Annotated in this window: 14 protein-coding genes; 4 read left to right on the top strand and 10 right to left on the bottom strand. The window is 33.2% G+C overall.

The window, feature by feature from the left end; all coding sequences use genetic code 11:
* Positions 1 to 39 precede the first annotated feature (39 nt).
* From FLP_RS05985 to FLP_RS05970, 4 genes are all read right to left on the bottom strand, one after another.
* Complete coding sequence (locus tag FLP_RS05985) at positions 40 to 315, bottom strand: hypothetical protein (protein WP_065448611.1); 276 nt, start codon at positions 313 to 315, stop codon at positions 40 to 42.
* A gap of 45 nt (positions 316 to 360) precedes the next feature.
* Entirely contained in the window at positions 361 to 831 is a 471-nt protein-coding gene (locus FLP_RS05980) for an Lrp/AsnC family transcriptional regulator (RefSeq protein ID WP_007811264.1), read from the bottom strand.
* A 452-nt stretch (positions 832 to 1,283) separates the two neighbouring features.
* A complete protein-coding gene (locus FLP_RS05975) occupies positions 1,284 to 2,033 on the bottom strand; it encodes a uroporphyrinogen-III synthase (RefSeq protein ID WP_041518659.1) in 750 nt (249 codons plus the stop codon).
* 14 nt (positions 2,034 to 2,047) lie between these two features.
* Positions 2,048 to 2,740, bottom strand: a complete 693-nt coding sequence (locus tag FLP_RS05970) for a DUF4271 domain-containing protein (RefSeq protein ID WP_065448610.1) — start codon at positions 2,738 to 2,740, stop codon at positions 2,048 to 2,050.
* Between the two features lie 106 nt (positions 2,741 to 2,846).
* Here FLP_RS05970 and FLP_RS05965 point away from each other — a divergent pair, with 106 nt between their 5' ends.
* The 3 genes from FLP_RS05965 to FLP_RS05955 are packed head-to-tail and all read left to right on the top strand — an operon-like array spanning position 2,847 to position 5,412.
* Complete coding sequence (locus FLP_RS05965; protein ID WP_065448609.1) at positions 2,847 to 3,572, top strand: polyprenol monophosphomannose synthase; 726 nt, start codon at positions 2,847 to 2,849, stop codon at positions 3,570 to 3,572.
* A 10-nt stretch (positions 3,573 to 3,582) separates the two neighbouring features.
* Positions 3,583 to 4,923 carry a dihydroorotase gene (locus FLP_RS05960; protein ID WP_065448608.1) on the top strand — a complete coding sequence of 447 codons (1,341 nt, stop codon included), beginning with the start codon at positions 3,583 to 3,585 and terminating at the stop codon, positions 4,921 to 4,923.
* Between the two features lie 9 nt (positions 4,924 to 4,932).
* Positions 4,933 to 5,412, top strand: a complete 480-nt coding sequence (locus FLP_RS05955) for a DUF4296 domain-containing protein (RefSeq protein ID WP_065448607.1) — start codon at positions 4,933 to 4,935, stop codon at positions 5,410 to 5,412.
* A gap of 2 nt (positions 5,413 to 5,414) precedes the next feature.
* On the opposite strand, the gene FLP_RS05950 is transcribed toward FLP_RS05955, so the two are convergent.
* Complete coding sequence (locus FLP_RS05950; RefSeq protein WP_065448606.1) at positions 5,415 to 6,416, bottom strand: NAD-dependent epimerase/dehydratase family protein; 1,002 nt, start codon at positions 6,414 to 6,416, stop codon at positions 5,415 to 5,417.
* Between the two features lie 209 nt (positions 6,417 to 6,625).
* On the opposite strand from FLP_RS05950, the gene tyrS reads away from it, so the two are divergent.
* Complete coding sequence (gene tyrS / locus FLP_RS05945) at positions 6,626 to 7,921, top strand: tyrosine--tRNA ligase (protein WP_065448605.1); 1,296 nt, start codon at positions 6,626 to 6,628, stop codon at positions 7,919 to 7,921.
* 75 nt (positions 7,922 to 7,996) lie between these two features.
* On the opposite strand, the gene FLP_RS05940 is transcribed toward tyrS, so the two are convergent.
* The 5 genes from FLP_RS05940 to FLP_RS05920 form a co-directional block, all read right to left on the bottom strand.
* Positions 7,997 to 9,691, bottom strand: a complete 1,695-nt coding sequence (locus tag FLP_RS05940; protein ID WP_065448794.1) for a CARDB domain-containing protein — start codon at positions 9,689 to 9,691, stop codon at positions 7,997 to 7,999.
* Positions 9,692 to 9,834: 143 nt separating this feature from the next.
* Positions 9,835 to 10,815 (bottom strand): LuxE/PaaK family acyltransferase, encoded by a 981-nt coding sequence (locus FLP_RS05935; RefSeq protein ID WP_065448604.1) that lies wholly within the window; start codon positions 10,813 to 10,815, stop codon positions 9,835 to 9,837.
* Between the two features lie 179 nt (positions 10,816 to 10,994).
* Positions 10,995 to 11,333, bottom strand: a complete 339-nt coding sequence (locus FLP_RS05930) for a T9SS type A sorting domain-containing protein (protein ID WP_065448603.1) — start codon at positions 11,331 to 11,333, stop codon at positions 10,995 to 10,997.
* Positions 11,334 to 11,440: 107 nt separating this feature from the next.
* Positions 11,441 to 12,658 carry a hypothetical protein gene (locus FLP_RS05925; RefSeq protein WP_065448602.1) on the bottom strand — a complete coding sequence of 406 codons (1,218 nt, stop codon included), beginning with the start codon at positions 12,656 to 12,658 and terminating at the stop codon, positions 11,441 to 11,443.
* Between the two features lie 133 nt (positions 12,659 to 12,791).
* Entirely contained in the window at positions 12,792 to 15,605 is a 2,814-nt protein-coding gene (locus FLP_RS05920) for a TonB-dependent receptor (protein WP_083195803.1), read from the bottom strand.
* Positions 15,606 to 15,618 lie beyond the last annotated feature (13 nt).

The raw sequence follows: 15,618 nt of genomic DNA, 5'->3' as shown, positions 1-15,618 counted from the left end.
ATATTGAACCCGATTAGTTTTAAACTAATCGGGTTTTTTTTATGAATTGCTAAGGCTTAAAAAGATAAATAGTAAAACCCAAATTCCGGATATAATATAAATTGAGTTTAAGTATTGTTTGTTTTCTGATTTATAATATTTGTAATAAAGACTTGAAGAATAAATTATACTCACCGGTATTGAAAGTAAAAACAATAAAAAGCCAAATCCTGGTGTACAAACACCGCTTGGGCTTGTTTTCTCTGCAATAAATGCTATTACAAAGTAAAATATAAAAAACAGGATGGTTTTAATTTCGGGTCTAATGTTTGTCATAAAGTTTAAAAATTATCTCATTATCAAATTGACACATTATCAAATTTACAATTGAATCTGCCTGTCAATCTGCTGATCTAACGAAATAAAAGTCTCCGTTCTTGAAACTCCTTCAATAGCCTGAATTTTGGTATTCAATAGCTGCATCAAATGTTCGTTGTCGCGACAAATGATTTTAATCAAAACCGACCAATTTCCGGTGGTATAATGACATTCTAAAACTTCAGGAATTTTTTTTAAATCTTTTACGGCTTCAGAGTTTCTCGAAGCTTTGTCCAGATAAACGCCAATAAACGCCATGGTATTATAACCTAAAACTTTTGGATTTACAGTAAACTTAGAGCCGGAAATAACGCCAGATTGCTCCAGTTTTTTCAAGCGCTGATGAATTGCAGCTCCGGAAATGCCTATTTTGTTAGCAATTTGTAAAATAGGTTTTCGGGCATCGTCCATTAAGTAACGAAGGATTTCTTTGTCGATACCGTCAATTTCGATTAAAAGGGAGTTGATTTTCATAGTTGTGGTTTGAAACTTATTTTGATGATTTGGTTTATAATAGAAATCAAATTTAGGAATAAAACTTTAAAATATTTGAAAAATCAAGATTTGAATTATTTTACTCAGCGTTGAGTTTTTTTTCTTTTTTTTACCATTAAGAGATTAAGAAAGTAAAGAGAAGTTCTTAAAATGTTAAATTTAAATAAAGACAGAAGAGAACTTTGACAAATGTTTAAGTTCAAAGTTATTATGCGCATTTTTGTCATCCCGAGGAACGAGGGATTTCCGCAAGAAACTCCGTAAAGTAAGTTGTCTATCTTTGTCGAGCTAGTCGCGGAGATCCCTCGTTCCGGATGACAATGATTGTGTTTAGATACTTAAAATCCAAAGTGATTTAAAATAAAAAATTCCAAATCTCAACGGTAAAGTTGAAATTTGGAATTTAAAAATATTATAATTTAAAAAAAGGATTATTTTCCTTTGTTTGCTTCTGCGATGTATTTTTCTAAAGCCATTGTCATAGAAGGAGTTTCAGGAGTTGGAGCAAGAATATCGATTCTTAAACCGTGGTCAAGAGCTTCTTTTTGAGTTGTGCTTCCAAAAACTGCGATTCTGGTATCGTTTTGCTTAAAGTCCGGGAAGTTTTTAAACAATGATTTTATTCCGGTTGGACTAAAAAATGCTAAAACATCATAATAAACATCTGCAAGGTCAGATAAGTCGCTCATTACCGTTTTGTAAAAAACAGCTTGTGCCCAGTCTACTTTTAGATTGTTTAACGTTATAGGAGCATCGGCATTCAATTGGTCAGATGCCGGAAGCAGGAATTTTTCGTCTTTGTATTTTTTGATAAGAGGTGATAAGTCTGCAAAATCTTTTGCTCCAACGTAAATCTTACGTTTTCTATACACGACATACTTTTGCAGGTAAAATGCAACAGCTTCAGATTGGCAGAAATATTTCAATCCTTCAGGGACTTTATAACGCATCTCATCAGCTACTCTAAAAAAATGATCCACCGCATTACGGCTTGTCAAAATTATAGCAGTATAATGATTAAGGTCGATTTTTTGTAATCGAATCTCTTTTGCATTAACCCCTTCCACATGAATAAATGGTCTGAAATCAATTTTTATTTTGTGTTTTTGTTGGAGCTCAAAGTAAGGAGAATTTTCCACTTTAGGTTCAGGCTGTGACACCAAAATTGTTTTCACTTTCATATTATAAACATTTTCTAAGCACTCCCTTTTGTAATCCAATAATAAAGAAAATAATAAGGTGCTATTTCAAGAGCGCAAAGATATAAAATAAAATAAAATAACTTGCTGATTATTACGTTTTGATATGTTTTTATTGAAATAAAATAGGAGTAGAGGCTGATACATAGCGAAATACCTATGATTGCAAGCGGTATAATTTTAGGAATATTGTCATAATAAAATAAAATAGCATTAATAGGAAGCACTAAAACGCCAATATAAGTTCTGTAAGTAACTTTTTGTAAGTTAAAAAGGTCGGCAAACTCATCGATGTTGAATGAAGTTGCAATGATTTTTTCGATTAAAAACTTCGCCAAAATAAAATAAAGCAGCAATGTAGCGATCTGAATAAACAAAATCCAGTCGGTTTTTAAAATACTATAAGTTCCCGTTTTAGGATCTTCTGAAAAAATATGCATGGTCAACTGAATGAAAAAAGCATACGAAATAACCTGAACAAAAAACAAACCAACCGTAAAACTGCTTTTTAGGTGGTTGTTGTCGCGATATATTTTTGCGTATTTGTCTGAAAAAATAAGCTTGCTAAATTCGCTAAATCTAGTTTCATATGCTGATTTAGTAATAGCCACAACAGCAAAGGTCAACACAAATAAAAGTGTCGCCCAGTCTTTGTTTTCGATAATTCGAGGGTGAAGTTGTTCAATCATAACGACACAAAATTAGTAATTTTTTGTATCAATACTTTTATTATATATTTATTATGAATCAAATGCTATAAAAAGTTTACTTTTGCGGTGAAATTTACGCAGAAAAATGAATGATTGTATTGTCATAATCCCCACTTACAACGAAATCGAAAATATTGAAAGTATAGTAAGAGCTGTACTCTCGCAACACAAACCTTTTCATCTTTTGATTATTGATGATAATTCGCCGGATTTTACGGCCAATAAGGTAATTGCGTTGCAGGAAGAATTTCCTGATAGGTTGTTTTTAGAAAAAAGAGCCAAAAAATCAGGTTTAGGAACTGCTTATGTTCACGGTTTCAAATGGGCTTTGGAGCGCAAGTACGATTACATTTTTGAGATGGACGCTGATTTTTCTCATAACCCCAATGATCTTGAAAAATTATTTGATGCTTGCCATTTTGGCGGAGCGGATCTGGCTATTGGTTCCCGTTATGTAACAGGCGTAAACGTTGTAAACTGGCCACTAAGTCGTGTTTTAATGTCTTATTTTGCCTCTGTTTACGTGAAGTTTATTACCGGAATGAAAATACATGATGCTACGGCAGGTTTTGTTTGTTATAAAAGAGAAGTGCTGGAAAAAATCAATCTTAACAAAATAAAATTTGTGGGTTATGCTTTTCAGATCGAAATGAAATACAGGACATATTGTGCCAAATTTCAAATTACCGAAGTTCCTATTATCTTTACAGACAGAACAAAAGGAGTTTCGAAAATGAGCAATGCCATTATCAAAGAAGCTATTTTGGGTGTAATTTCCCTTAGATTAAAAAAATTAATCAATACATTATAATACCACGGTGATGAATAAGATTTTAATAAAGAATGCCAGAATAGTAAACGAAGGATCTATTTTTGAAGGTGATGTCTTGATTGAGAACGACTTAATTGTTGAAGTTGCAGATAGTATTAGCTTAAAAACATCCGATTGTAAAGTAATAGATGCCGAAGGAAGTTATTTAATTCCGGGTGCTATTGATGATCAGGTGCATTTTAGAGAGCCTGGGTTAACACATAAAGGGGATATCGAATCAGAATCAAGAGCTGCGGTTGCGGGAGGAATAACTTCATTCATCGAACAGCCTAATACTGTTCCTAATGCGGTTACTCAAGAAATTTTAGAAGATAAATATCAAATTGCTGCCGTAAAATCATTTGCGAATTATTCGTTTATGATGGGGGCAACCAATGATAACCTGGAAGAAGTTTTGAAAACCAATCCGAAAAATGTTGCGGGAATTAAGATTTTCTTAGGTTCATCTACCGGAAATATGTTGGTGGATAACGAAGCGACTTTAGAAAAGATATTCTCAAGCACGCCAATGTTAATTGCTGTGCATTGTGAAGACGAAACTACGATTCAGAATAATCTTGCCGCTTTTAAAGAACAATATGGAGATGATGTTCCCGTAACGGCGCACCATTTGATTCGTAGTGCAGAGGCTTGTTATATTTCATCATCAAAAGCTGTGGCGCTGGCAAAGAAAACCGGGGCTCGTTTGCATATTTTTCACCTTTCGACTGCGAAAGAGATGGAGTTGTTTACCAATAAAATTCCATTAGAAGATAAAAAAATTACCGCTGAGGTATGTGTACATCATCTTTGGTTTACCGATGAGGATTATAAAACAAAAGGAAATTTCATCAAATGGAACCCTGCTGTAAAAACGGCTCAGGACAGAGCAGAGCTTTGGAAAGCCTTAAATGATGGCCGTATTGATGTAATTGCTACAGATCATGCGCCGCATACTAAAGAAGAAAAAATGCAATCGTATCTAAATGCGCCTTCTGGAGGTCCGCTTGTGCAACATGCTGTTGTAGCAATGTTCGAAGCGCATCATCAGGGGAAAATTACTGTAGAGAAAATTGTAGAGAAAATGTGCCACAATCCGGCTAAAATTTTCAAAATCGAAAAAAGAGGCTTTATAAAAGAAGGTTATTTTGCTGATTTGGTTATTGTGAATCCAAGTTTGCCATGGAGCGTAAAACCAGAAAATATTTTAGCAAAATGCGGTTGGTCGCCTTTCGAAAATTATACTTTTAAATCGAGAATTACCCACACTTTCGTGAATGGTGAACTGGTTTATAATAATTTTAAAGTAAAAGACCTTCGCAACGGAAAAAGATTATTGTTTGACAGATAAAAAGCTGAAATGAAAAATTGTATAATAATAGTATTGGTTTTGTTTCTTTCTGTAAGTTGTAAAAAAGAGTTGGTCAAACAGCCTGCAAAACTTATACAGAAAGAAAAGATGATTGATATTATGTATGATTTGTCTCTTTTGGATGCAATGAAATATCAAAATCCGATCTCATTAGACTCAGTTGAAACAGATCCTGTAAAGTTTATTTTGAAAAAGTATAAAGTTGACAGTTTGCAGTTTGCACAAAGCAATATGTATTATGCAACTGACTATGAAGCGTACAAGGAAATGTTTGATGAAATTGGAAAGCGTTTGTCTGTCAATCAAAGAGCTACAGATTCGATTGTGAAAATCGAAGACAAAAAAGCGGCTAAAGACAAGAAAAAGAAAGAAAAAGATTCTATTAAAGAAGCAGTGAAGAAACCTGTGAAGCAGCAGGCAACTATAGATTCTATAAAACAATTAATACAGTTAAGAAAAAAGAGATAGTCTTATAACTTCGAAACTTCTTTTATGTATTGATGTACATCTAAAAAAACCGTTCCCAGAGCGGTTTTTATTTTTTCATTGGAGTACAAATTCTTAGAATAAGAAGCTTTTGCAGTTGCTTTGGTAATACTTCTTTTTTGAAAAAATAAAGTTGAAAACACCGCATCCGCAATCCATAGAAAATTCATTAATAATGGCTTAGCATGAGTACTAGGTCTTTTTACTTTTAAAGTATCTGCAATTGTGTGCAGTATGTCTTTAAAAACAATATTATCGGCGATTAAAGTAAAACGTTCGTTTTTGATGTCGCTTTTCATTAATTCATTTGCAATTCGTACGACATCATTGATAGTGATAAAGCCAGTGCTTCCAAGAGTGTAAAATGAAAGCCCGTTCGCTACTTTTCGGTACAATTCGACACTTCCTTCATCAAAAATTTTTGTTGCTGCAATTGGGCCTAAAATCACACCTGGATTTATGATAATAATATCTAAACCTTCCTGAAGTGCACGCCAAACTTCCATTTCGGCACCATATTTAGAAATCGCATAATCGCTGTGGGGTTTCTCAGGATTCCATTCTGTTTCTTCGGTAATATAGGTTTCGTGCGGTGCTATGTCTCCTAAAGCGGCAATGGAACTTACAAAACAAAATTTCTTGACTTCTTTGGCAATAGAAAAATTAACCATATTGGCTGTTCCTTCGATATTGGTTTTTCGTAGTGATTCTTCGTCTTTAGGGTCAAAGGATATTAATGCGGCTGAATGATAAACGTAGTCAATACCAATAAAAGCAGTTTCTAATGAAGGAACATCAAGAATATCGGCTTCAAGCCAATGGATCTTTTCGAATAAATCGCCTTTATTATACAATTCAAAAACTGATTTTGTTTTTTGAATGTTGTTTAGGTTTCGATAAATCGCCCTTACATTTTCTCCATTTTCAATTAAATGAAGTAATAAATGTGCGCCAACTAAACCCGTTCCTCCAGTTACTAATACCATTTTGTAAATATACCGATTTTGTTACAAAAGCACAAAAGTTTTGCCACGAAGGCACAAAGGCACAAAGTTTTTTTGTTTTTTTATTTGCATCAAAATCACGAAGTTTTTATTTATTCTTTGTGTCTTAGTGCCTTTGTGGCAAATTACATTGTAATTGTTTTTTGATATTGAGATTGACATTGATTACATTTGCACAAATTATTTTAAAAATGAAGAATCTAGTTGAAGAATTAAAGTGGCGCGGATTATATCATGATAGCATGCCAGGAACGGAAGAACAATTGCTTAAAGAGGTAACAACGGCATATATAGGTTTTGATCCAACGGCAGATTCGCTACATATTGGTAGTATGGTTCAGATTATTTTATTGGTTCACTTAAACAGAACCGGTCATAAAGCGATCGCCCTGGTTGGTGGTGCAACCGGAATGATTGGTGACCCATCTGGTAAATCTGACGAAAGAAATTTGCTGAACGAAGAAACTTTGGCTAAAAACGTTGCAGGAATAAAAAGTGTTTTGTCTCGTTTCTTAGATTTTAATTCAAAAGAAGAAAATGCTCCTGTTATGGTAAACAACTATGACTGGATGAAAGAATTCTCGTTTATTGATTTTGCACGTGAAGTTGGAAAACGTATCACGGTAAATTACATGATGGCGAAGGATTCAGTAAAAAAGAGATTTGCCGGAGAAGGCGAAGGAATGTCTTTTACAGAGTTTACTTATCAATTAATTCAGGGTTACGATTTTTATCATTTATATAAAAACAACAATTGCGTTTTGCAAATGGGAGGTTCTGACCAATGGGGAAATATCACCACAGGTACAGAATTAGTGCGCAGAATGGGAGGAGAAAATGCAAAAGCTTTTGCTCTTACAACTCCATTAATAACAAAAGCAGACGGATCTAAATTTGGTAAATCTGAAGGTGGAAATGTTTGGCTGGATGCTGATAAAACTTCGGTATATAAATTTTACCAATTTTGGGTAAATTCAACAGATGTTGATGCTGAAAAATACATTAAAATCTTTACTTTTTTAGATAAAGAAACGATTGATGCTTTGATCGAAGAGCATAAAACAGCTCCGCATTTAAGAGTTTTACAAAAGAAACTGGCTGAAGAAATTACGATTTTTGTTCACTCTGAAGAAGAATTAGAAAAAGCAATTCAGGCTTCGAATATTTTGTTCGGAAATTCTACTGCAGACGATCTGAAGAAATTGGATGAAACAACTTTTTTAGAAGTTTTTGACGGAGTTCCTCAAGCTGAAATCGCAAAAGCTGATTTAGAAAACGGATTGGATATTGTTACTGTTTTAAATGAAAAAACAGGTTTCTTTAAATCAAACGGAGAAGCTAGACGTGCACTAACAGCAAACTCAATCTCAGTAAACAGAGAGAAAATAAAAGAAGATTTTGTATTGACGACAAATGATTTAATTAATAATCAGTTTGTGTTGTTGCAAAGTGGGAAGAAGAATTATTTTGTTATAAGAGTGGTTTAATTCTCATTCAGAACTTTTAGTTAAAGAATAAAAAAGCATCAGCCGCGGCTAATGCTTTTTTATTTAAGAATATTATTATTTAACAACTTTTCGTGTCTCGTCTTTAGATTTAATGATATAAATGCCTTTTTTTAATGAATCTAATGATTTGTTTTCTTCTTCTATAGAGTTAACTTTTTTGGTTAAAACTTTTTGTCCTTCAAAATTATAAACATTTATCAAATATGGCTCAATAGGTAGATCAGCCTCGAGTGAAGCTGGAGCTACTTTTGCAAAAGGATTATAAAAAGTGATAGGAATAACTGTTACATTGTTATTCTCGTTTGATTCTGTAATTGTTTTAGAATCGTCAACAACCATTAAAATATTCCAATTTCCGTTTAGTGCCGTTCCAATATTACCAAAATTAGAAGGAAATATACTGCCACCTGATATTACAGATAATTCTCCTGGATTAATGGCATTGAATTTTATATTGCTTCCATTTGATTTTATATCGCCTGTGTCAAGGGTGCTGTTCGAGGATAAATAATAGGTGACATTTGTTTGAGTTGAAATTGCGTTTCCTGCATTTTTAACTGCTAATAATGATATGTTAAATATTCCCGATTGATTATTTATTCTGTGTCTTTTGCTTCCTAAATTGCTTAATATTGAGCTGCAGTCGAAGCAGTCACTATATATAATTGTACTATTTGAATCAATAGTTAAATCTGGTTTTCCAGTTGTTGGAGGTGTGGTTGGGGGTGTTGTTGGAGGTGTAGGAGTTGTGCTAGGTGTACCGTCTTGTACAATAATTTGTGATGATGTGGATATTATGTTATTGTAAGAATTAAAATCTTCACTATTTGTTACTTTCATGGTTAAATAATATTTACCGTTACTAACGTTGGAAGGGATAGTGAAAAATGAAGTAAATGTAGAATTGCTAAAATAATTTGTTTGTTCTGCACTCAAACCATCAGTAAATACTTTTATGTCGTTTGAGTTGACAAAATTTCTACTTTGAGAAAGATAAAATGTCAATCCAGTAGTTCCGTTTTGAACACTAGTTCCTATTTGAGACATAGAATACGTCATTATTTTTTTTGTTCCACGATAAGAATTATTATAATTATCAAGTGAAATCGATGCAGCTTTTATATCTGGTTTTGAACAGTTAAATGAAAATAAAGAAAAAAGAGAATTACTATCTGTGGAGTCTAATTGATATTCACTGTCTCCTGCTTCTAGATCAGATGCGGTAATTAAATAATAATTAGGACCTTTTCCAAAATCCATATAATATACATCACCCTTGTTTAAAGGCTTTTCGATTTTAATATTTACTTTTTCTCTAAGAGTGTTTACACTTAAATTTGAACAAAAATTATTTTGAGCTTCCTGCACGGTTGAGCCTAATAAGATTGGTCTGATGTATTTCCATGATAGAGCATTGCATAAATCTGGAATCAGTTCAAAATTCGCTGGCTCATCTATTTCAGTTCCTCTGTCAAGATAATAATCAACAGCGTAAAGTACTCTGTAATATCTTGATCCTAAGGTTGATCCTTGAATAAGGTCTGATTTGTAAATTTTACCTACTTCTAATTTAAAACTTTGATATAGATTCACATCTCTATTTGGTCCAACTGTTACAGTTTGTGTGCATCCAGCAGAAATAGCTATTTCAATATTTGGACCTAAATCTTCCAAAGTGTGAAATTTGTAAGTTTGAGACCAGCTTGTAAAACCTATAAAAACAAGCACTAGTAAAGTAATTTTTTTCATATTTTTCATATTTAAAATGTTACTTTAAAAGTATGTTTTAAATATAAATATAGTATTTTTTCTACATTAACGATAGGTTATTAAATTACGTATATTCTTACGAATCTAAAATAGAAATGAAAGTAGATAGTTAGAAATGGTATTTATAAAACCATCAAATTACAACCACGAATATCCGAATTATCGAAACGTCCCAATACCTCGAAAGAGTTGTTGGGATTTTTTTTGCCTAAATCCTGCGTAGCGATAAAGGAACATGAGTTGATGTTGGCCAAATCAATAACGTTTATTCCGCCGGTTTTTCCATCTTTCACGTAAGTGAGAGCATCTTCGGGATCGCGAACTAAAATGTGCATCCATGACGGACATTCAAATACGCCTTCGCCTAAAGAATACGCTTGTCCCAGAAGTTCGGTCATTCCGTATTCTGAGTGAATTGCCGAAACGCCAAAACCTTTACAAAGTATCTCGTGTAATTCTTCGCGGATCATTTCTTTACGTCTGCCTTTCATTCCTCCGGTTTCCATAATTATCGTGTTTTGAAGCTTGAATTGATGCTTTTCAATCAAATCCAGTAATGCGTAAGTAACTCCAATTAAAATTACATTTTGACCGGATTCGTCAAGAGCGGTTAGTTTTTTTATTAAGTCGTCGTGATTGTGTAAATAAAACCCGCTTTCAGGCTGATTGGATAGTTTTATTAGGTCTTCGACCATATAAATTAACGAAGATCCATCGCGCTCCAGATAAGATGGTAAAAGGGCTAAAACTACGTAATCTTCGATGTTGCCGTAAAACTGCGAAAAACCATTGCGATAACTTTCCTCATATAAGGAAACATCGGTCACGATATGTCGGCTTGTAATCATTCCGGTTGTTCCGCTGCTGGTAAAAGTAACCTGCGCCGGATCATTATTAGAAACTACATCATGGCTCTTGAAAAACTGAATAGGTAAAAAGGGAATTTGCTTAAGTGATTTTACCTGCTGTGGATTTACTTTTAAAAAATCACAGAAATCACGATATACAACGTTATTCTCATGTTGAAAACGAAACACTTTTAAAGCTATCTTTTCAAATTGTTTCTGACTCGAAATCGTAAATATATCGTTGGCTGTAATCAAAACTTTTTTTTTGCAAAGGTAAGTATAATTGTAAATAGTTTTCAGTTTTCAGTCCCGGTTTTCAGTCCGGTTTTTCTCAGCGGTTTTAATAATATATTTATGGTCAAAGTTTGAAAACGGAAAACGGCAACTGAATACCATAAAAAAAGCTCCAATGAAAATTGGAGCTTTTTTATAATTTATCGAATGATGAGTTTTCTGGTTGCAGAAGCATTTTCTTCGCTTATTTTAATAATGTAAACGCCGGGTACAAGATCTGAAACGTTTAATTCTTTTGAACTTAAATGTGTTTGAAGTACTTTTTTTCCTAAAACATCAAAAATGATAATTTCTTTTTCCAAATCATTTTTCGAAGAAATATATACTTTTCCATTTTTTACTGGATTAGGGTACAAGCTTAACCCCTCAATGGTAGTAGACTCTTGAGGTTTTGGTAATTGCTTACTGTCTTGTGCCGAGACACTAAGAGTAAAGAAAAAAGCCAATAAGAATGTAATATAAAAGTAGTTTTTTGCCATCGCGTTATTTTGATTACCGTAAATATACAAAAAAAATTACAAAAATTACGCCAAAAAAAAACACCCTAAAAATTTAGGATGTTTTTAACATTTTATATGTGAAGAAATTATAGTTTCGCTAATAGATTTACACCATCAACTGTAGCCCATGCACCTCCAGTTAATACAGCTCCTGTAGCAGTAGTACTAACTGTCCAGTTTGTTGCAGGAACAAAACTAGCTGCAGTTACTGTGAAAGAAGCAGGTACTCCTGAAATGAAAGTAAGAGGAGAGTTAGTAATTTTCACGTTAGTTAATTTGATTTTACCAGCAGCAACTTGGTGATCATAAGTAGCTTTGTCTAATATTTGAATCACACCACCTTCGTAAGCTTTTGGAGTAGTTTGGCTAACATAACCATCTATTACGATGTTGTTATAATCACCATTTCCTTCTTTTTTAAATTGGATAGCGTCCAATTGAATTTCGTTTTGTGCTTCTGTAGTTGTACCAGCAGCTCTTCTAAGAGTGATACCATTAACTTTTGGCCAGAATGCATTGTCAACACTTTTAGCTTCTACTTCGATACCGTAGTTAGCAACACCAGTTTGGTATGCATACCAGTTTGAGTTTTCTTGACCTCTCCATCCGTCTTGCCAGTCAAAAGAGTCATCAGTATTACCGTAAGATATTGAGTTTGTTAAGCTTGCTGTTCCTCCGTAAAATTCAAAACCGTCATCATTACCTTTGTAAGCAACTAAGTGATCTAATACAGTTCCTGATCCAACAGAGTAGAATGAGAATCCGTTATTTTCTTTACTGTTACTTGTAATTACTTGTCCAGCATATTCAACTCTTACATATTTCAATGAACCACCATTGTGTGCTGCATTTGAACCACCGTATGTTAAGTTTAAACCGTCTTCTGAAACTGCTGTTTGTGGAGCAGGAGCAGTTGCTGAGTTTACAATTGGAGCATCTCCGTACATAATGATACCAGCCCAAGAACCACCTACTTTTGATTTCTCAGTAAAAACGATTGGAGCGTCTGCTGTACCGTTAGCAATTAGCTTTCCTCCTTTTAATATAATAAGACCATTTTCTCCTGTAGATTTGTCAGCAGTAATTGTAGAACCAGCTTCGAAAGTAAGAGTTACACCTTCGCTAACTTTAACCATTCCTTTTAATGTATAGTTACCGTATGCGTAAGTTTTATTTGCTGTAATGTTTGCAGAGATTTCTCCTGTTACTGGTTGTTTTACCGGTGCTTCGTTATTGTCGTCACTTGATGAGCATCCTGTAAAGATACTTCCTAAAACTGCTAAGCAGAATACTAATTTTTTCATAAGTTTTGTGTTTGTTTTATTTATTTCAATCTTCCACAAATTTAACCTGAGTCTCTTTTAATCTATTTAAGACAATGTTATCAAATCAACACCTGCTCTTTAAGTTTGTGTTTGGTAATTGTTAAGTGTTATTTTAAAATGTGTAAGATATGTTCATAGAGAAACCAACTCCTTTTTTGTATTCTCTTACTGTTAAATCGGTTTCAGTTATTTCGATTCTGCTCTTGTCACCCATTTGTATTTGATAAGCCGGGTTTAATATGTTGTCTATAGAAAGTTTAACATCAAATTTGTCTGAAATTTTGTTTTGCCAGATAAAATCAAGTTTACCAAACGGCATTTCGTAATAGTTATCTAATCCATTTGTACCTACAGCATAGATTCTTTTGCTATAAAGATTGTAAACCATAGTCATAGAGCTTTTCCATTTTTCACTAAATTCAGAATCGTATCTAAGATCAGCATTTAAGATCCAAGGAGAGGCTCCTTGTAGTTTTCTCGATGGATTGTCATCAACTGCAATTGTTTCAGGATTGTTTACTCCATTTTCAAAAGTTTTTTCGATAGTTACTTTTGTATCCATTAATGCTGCATTAGCACCTAAAGAGAAATTAGATAATGATTTTGAAATTCTTTCTAACTGAAATAAGAATTCGAATTCAGCACCGTATAGTAAAGCTTTGTTGGAGTTACCGTATGTTATAATTTGTCCACCACTTCCTGCTGAGTTTGTAAATAATCTCTCGATAGGATTATCTATCATTTTAGTGAAAATTGTAGCAGAAATTAATTCCTTACTTGTTGGGAACAATTCGTATTTTAAATCAAAATTATAGTTAGCACTATTGGTCAAAAATTCATTACCTCTTTCGATAGTACCGTCCGGATTTACAAACTCAAGAGGGTAAGACTCCATAATTACAGGTCGCGTAATTGTTTTTGAAGCTGCAAATCTTAAGTTTGAATTTTCATTTATAATATATTTTGTATTTACAGATGGCAAAATATCTGTTTTATCAGTAGTTATTATTTGATATGGATCTTCAAAACTTCCTGTTGACTTGTATTTTGTTTCTCTATGAGTCTGTTCAACTCTCGCACCTACATTTAATTCAAATTTTTCAGATAATTTTAAGGCTAAATCCAAGTATCCAGCGTTAATAAACTCTTCTAACATTGCTTTGTAAGTTGAGTTTGTTCCTTCTCTATAAGTGAAATTGTCATTTAAAATTTCATTCTTTAAAGTGGCATCAGGAGTATTAGTTGGGAAAGTAGCACTATTTGAGTTTAGATTTTGCGATACTAAAAATCTAAATTCAGATCCCATTTTGTTCATATAACCACTATATCCCGCTGTAAGTTTGTGTGATTTGCTTAGATCTTCATTTCCAAATTTCCAACCGTATTCTAGTAAACCAGAGATGTGTTGGTCACCTTTAAAATCAAGATATTGTCTGGTTATACTGTTTCCGGTATAGGATATTGACGTTGTGTTGTCATCCATTTGAATACCCTTGAAAGATTTTCTGTCAGGAAGTTCGTATTGTGTTGTAGAGAATGAGATACCAGATTTTATGGTGTGTCTTTCATCTTCGGTTATTTTATAATTACCAAACAATTGTGTATTAAAAAAAGCAGACTCTTGCAATTGATTCATTCTTATAAAACCATTTGTTTGGGCTGCATTAGAATTTGTATAACCCAACTGATCTTGTATCAAATTTTCTGTTGATTTTAAATAGATAGTGTTTGATGTAAGAGAAAGTCTTTTTGTTTTATAGGTTAAACCTAATAATGCAGATGAGTTTGTAATAAATTTATACTGTGTTGTATTTAAATCGTTATCATAATTTCCTTGTGCAGTATTGAAAATTCTATCGGCACCACTTCTAATTTGATATTTATTATCATAGTTAAGTGATATTAAATATTGAAATACGTTTTGTTTTTTACCTATGTTGAATTTTTCTGAATGAGTAACTCCAAAACTTGTATTTAAAGGAGCTACATCGCTTTTAACATCAAACCCTGAACCAAATCCGTTTGCAGCCTGGTCTGTAGTTAACGTTTGGTTACTAGGAGTTTTAGTCAAGGCAGACGGTAAATCTCTTTCGTTCCCTGAAAACCCGAAAAAATCAGATGTTGAAGTTGCATCCTGGGAAATAAGGAATTTCTTTAGGTTATTATTTACAGTGTAGCCAGCTCCAAAATTAATTTTCGTTTGACTTTTTCCAGTAGCAGTTGTTATGATATTAAAAGTCGCTCCGGCAAAATCACCGTATAAATTAGTATTGAAAGTTTTGTACGTTTCTAAAACACTTACAATATCAGTTGGAAAAATGTCTAAAGGAATGATTTTTTTAAATGGATTGTTTGATGGAACAGCCAAATCATTAATTAAAAGGCTGTTGTAACGATCCTCTAATCCTCTTACGAATAATCCTCTTCCGTCTACTTTGGTGATTCCGGTTATTTTAGTCAAACCTTCCTCAACATCGCTAACGCCCTTTCTTGACATTTCCTGCGCACCAATACTTTGTTTAATAACAACAGCATTTTTTTGGTCTAATAATAAGGCTGTTTCTTTTTCTTTGCTTGCAGTAGATTTTACTACAACATCTTTTAGCGTATAACCCCCAGATGAAAGTACCTGATTTACAGTAATAGTTTCATTTGCTTTAACAGTTACTGGCTGTTCTGCAGATTCATATCCAACGAAACTAAAAATAACGATATAATTTCCCGGATTTAAGTTCAACGAATATTTTCCGTCAATGTCAGTGTTCGCACTTGTTGTAGTCCCTTTTACTAAAACATTTGCGAAAGGTAAAGGTTGATTGTTGGTTTCTTTGTCGGTTAATACACCAGAAATCGTACCTTTGTTTTGAGCGATCGAAATCGTACAAATAAAGAATGTGATAAATAGAAATTTTAAATTGAATTTCATTTTTGTGTTGTGT

It is taken from the genome of Flavobacterium piscis (assembly GCF_001686925.1).
Lineage (GTDB): Bacteria > Bacteroidota > Bacteroidia > Flavobacteriales > Flavobacteriaceae > Flavobacterium > Flavobacterium piscis.
This window is presented reverse-complemented; position numbering and strand designations above follow the sequence as displayed.

Coding starts and splice junctions, on each gene's coding strand:
- tyrS (WP_065448605.1), top strand. CDS start 6,626: ATGAAGAATCTAGTTGAAGAATTAAAGTGGCGCGGATTATATCATGAT.
- FLP_RS05920 (WP_083195803.1), bottom strand. CDS start 15,605: ATGAAATTCAATTTAAAATTTCTATTTATCACATTCTTTATTTGTACG.
- FLP_RS05950 (WP_065448606.1), bottom strand. CDS start 6,416: ATGGTATTAGTAACTGGAGGAACGGGTTTAGTTGGCGCACATTTATTA.
- FLP_RS05955 (WP_065448607.1), top strand. CDS start 4,933: ATGAAAAATTGTATAATAATAGTATTGGTTTTGTTTCTTTCTGTAAGT.
- FLP_RS05930 (WP_065448603.1), bottom strand. CDS start 11,333: ATGGCAAAAAACTACTTTTATATTACATTCTTATTGGCTTTTTTCTTT.
- FLP_RS05965 (WP_065448609.1), top strand. CDS start 2,847: ATGAATGATTGTATTGTCATAATCCCCACTTACAACGAAATCGAAAAT.
- FLP_RS05980 (WP_007811264.1), bottom strand. CDS start 831: ATGAAAATCAACTCCCTTTTAATCGAAATTGACGGTATCGACAAAGAA.
- FLP_RS05975 (WP_041518659.1), bottom strand. CDS start 2,033: ATGAAAGTGAAAACAATTTTGGTGTCACAGCCTGAACCTAAAGTGGAA.
- FLP_RS05985 (WP_065448611.1), bottom strand. CDS start 315: ATGACAAACATTAGACCCGAAATTAAAACCATCCTGTTTTTTATATTT.
- FLP_RS05940 (WP_065448794.1), bottom strand. CDS start 9,691: ATGAAAAAAATTACTTTACTAGTGCTTGTTTTTATAGGTTTTACAAGC.
- FLP_RS05960 (WP_065448608.1), top strand. CDS start 3,583: ATGAATAAGATTTTAATAAAGAATGCCAGAATAGTAAACGAAGGATCT.
- FLP_RS05970 (WP_065448610.1), bottom strand. CDS start 2,740: ATGATTGAACAACTTCACCCTCGAATTATCGAAAACAAAGACTGGGCG.
- FLP_RS05925 (WP_065448602.1), bottom strand. CDS start 12,658: ATGAAAAAATTAGTATTCTGCTTAGCAGTTTTAGGAAGTATCTTTACA.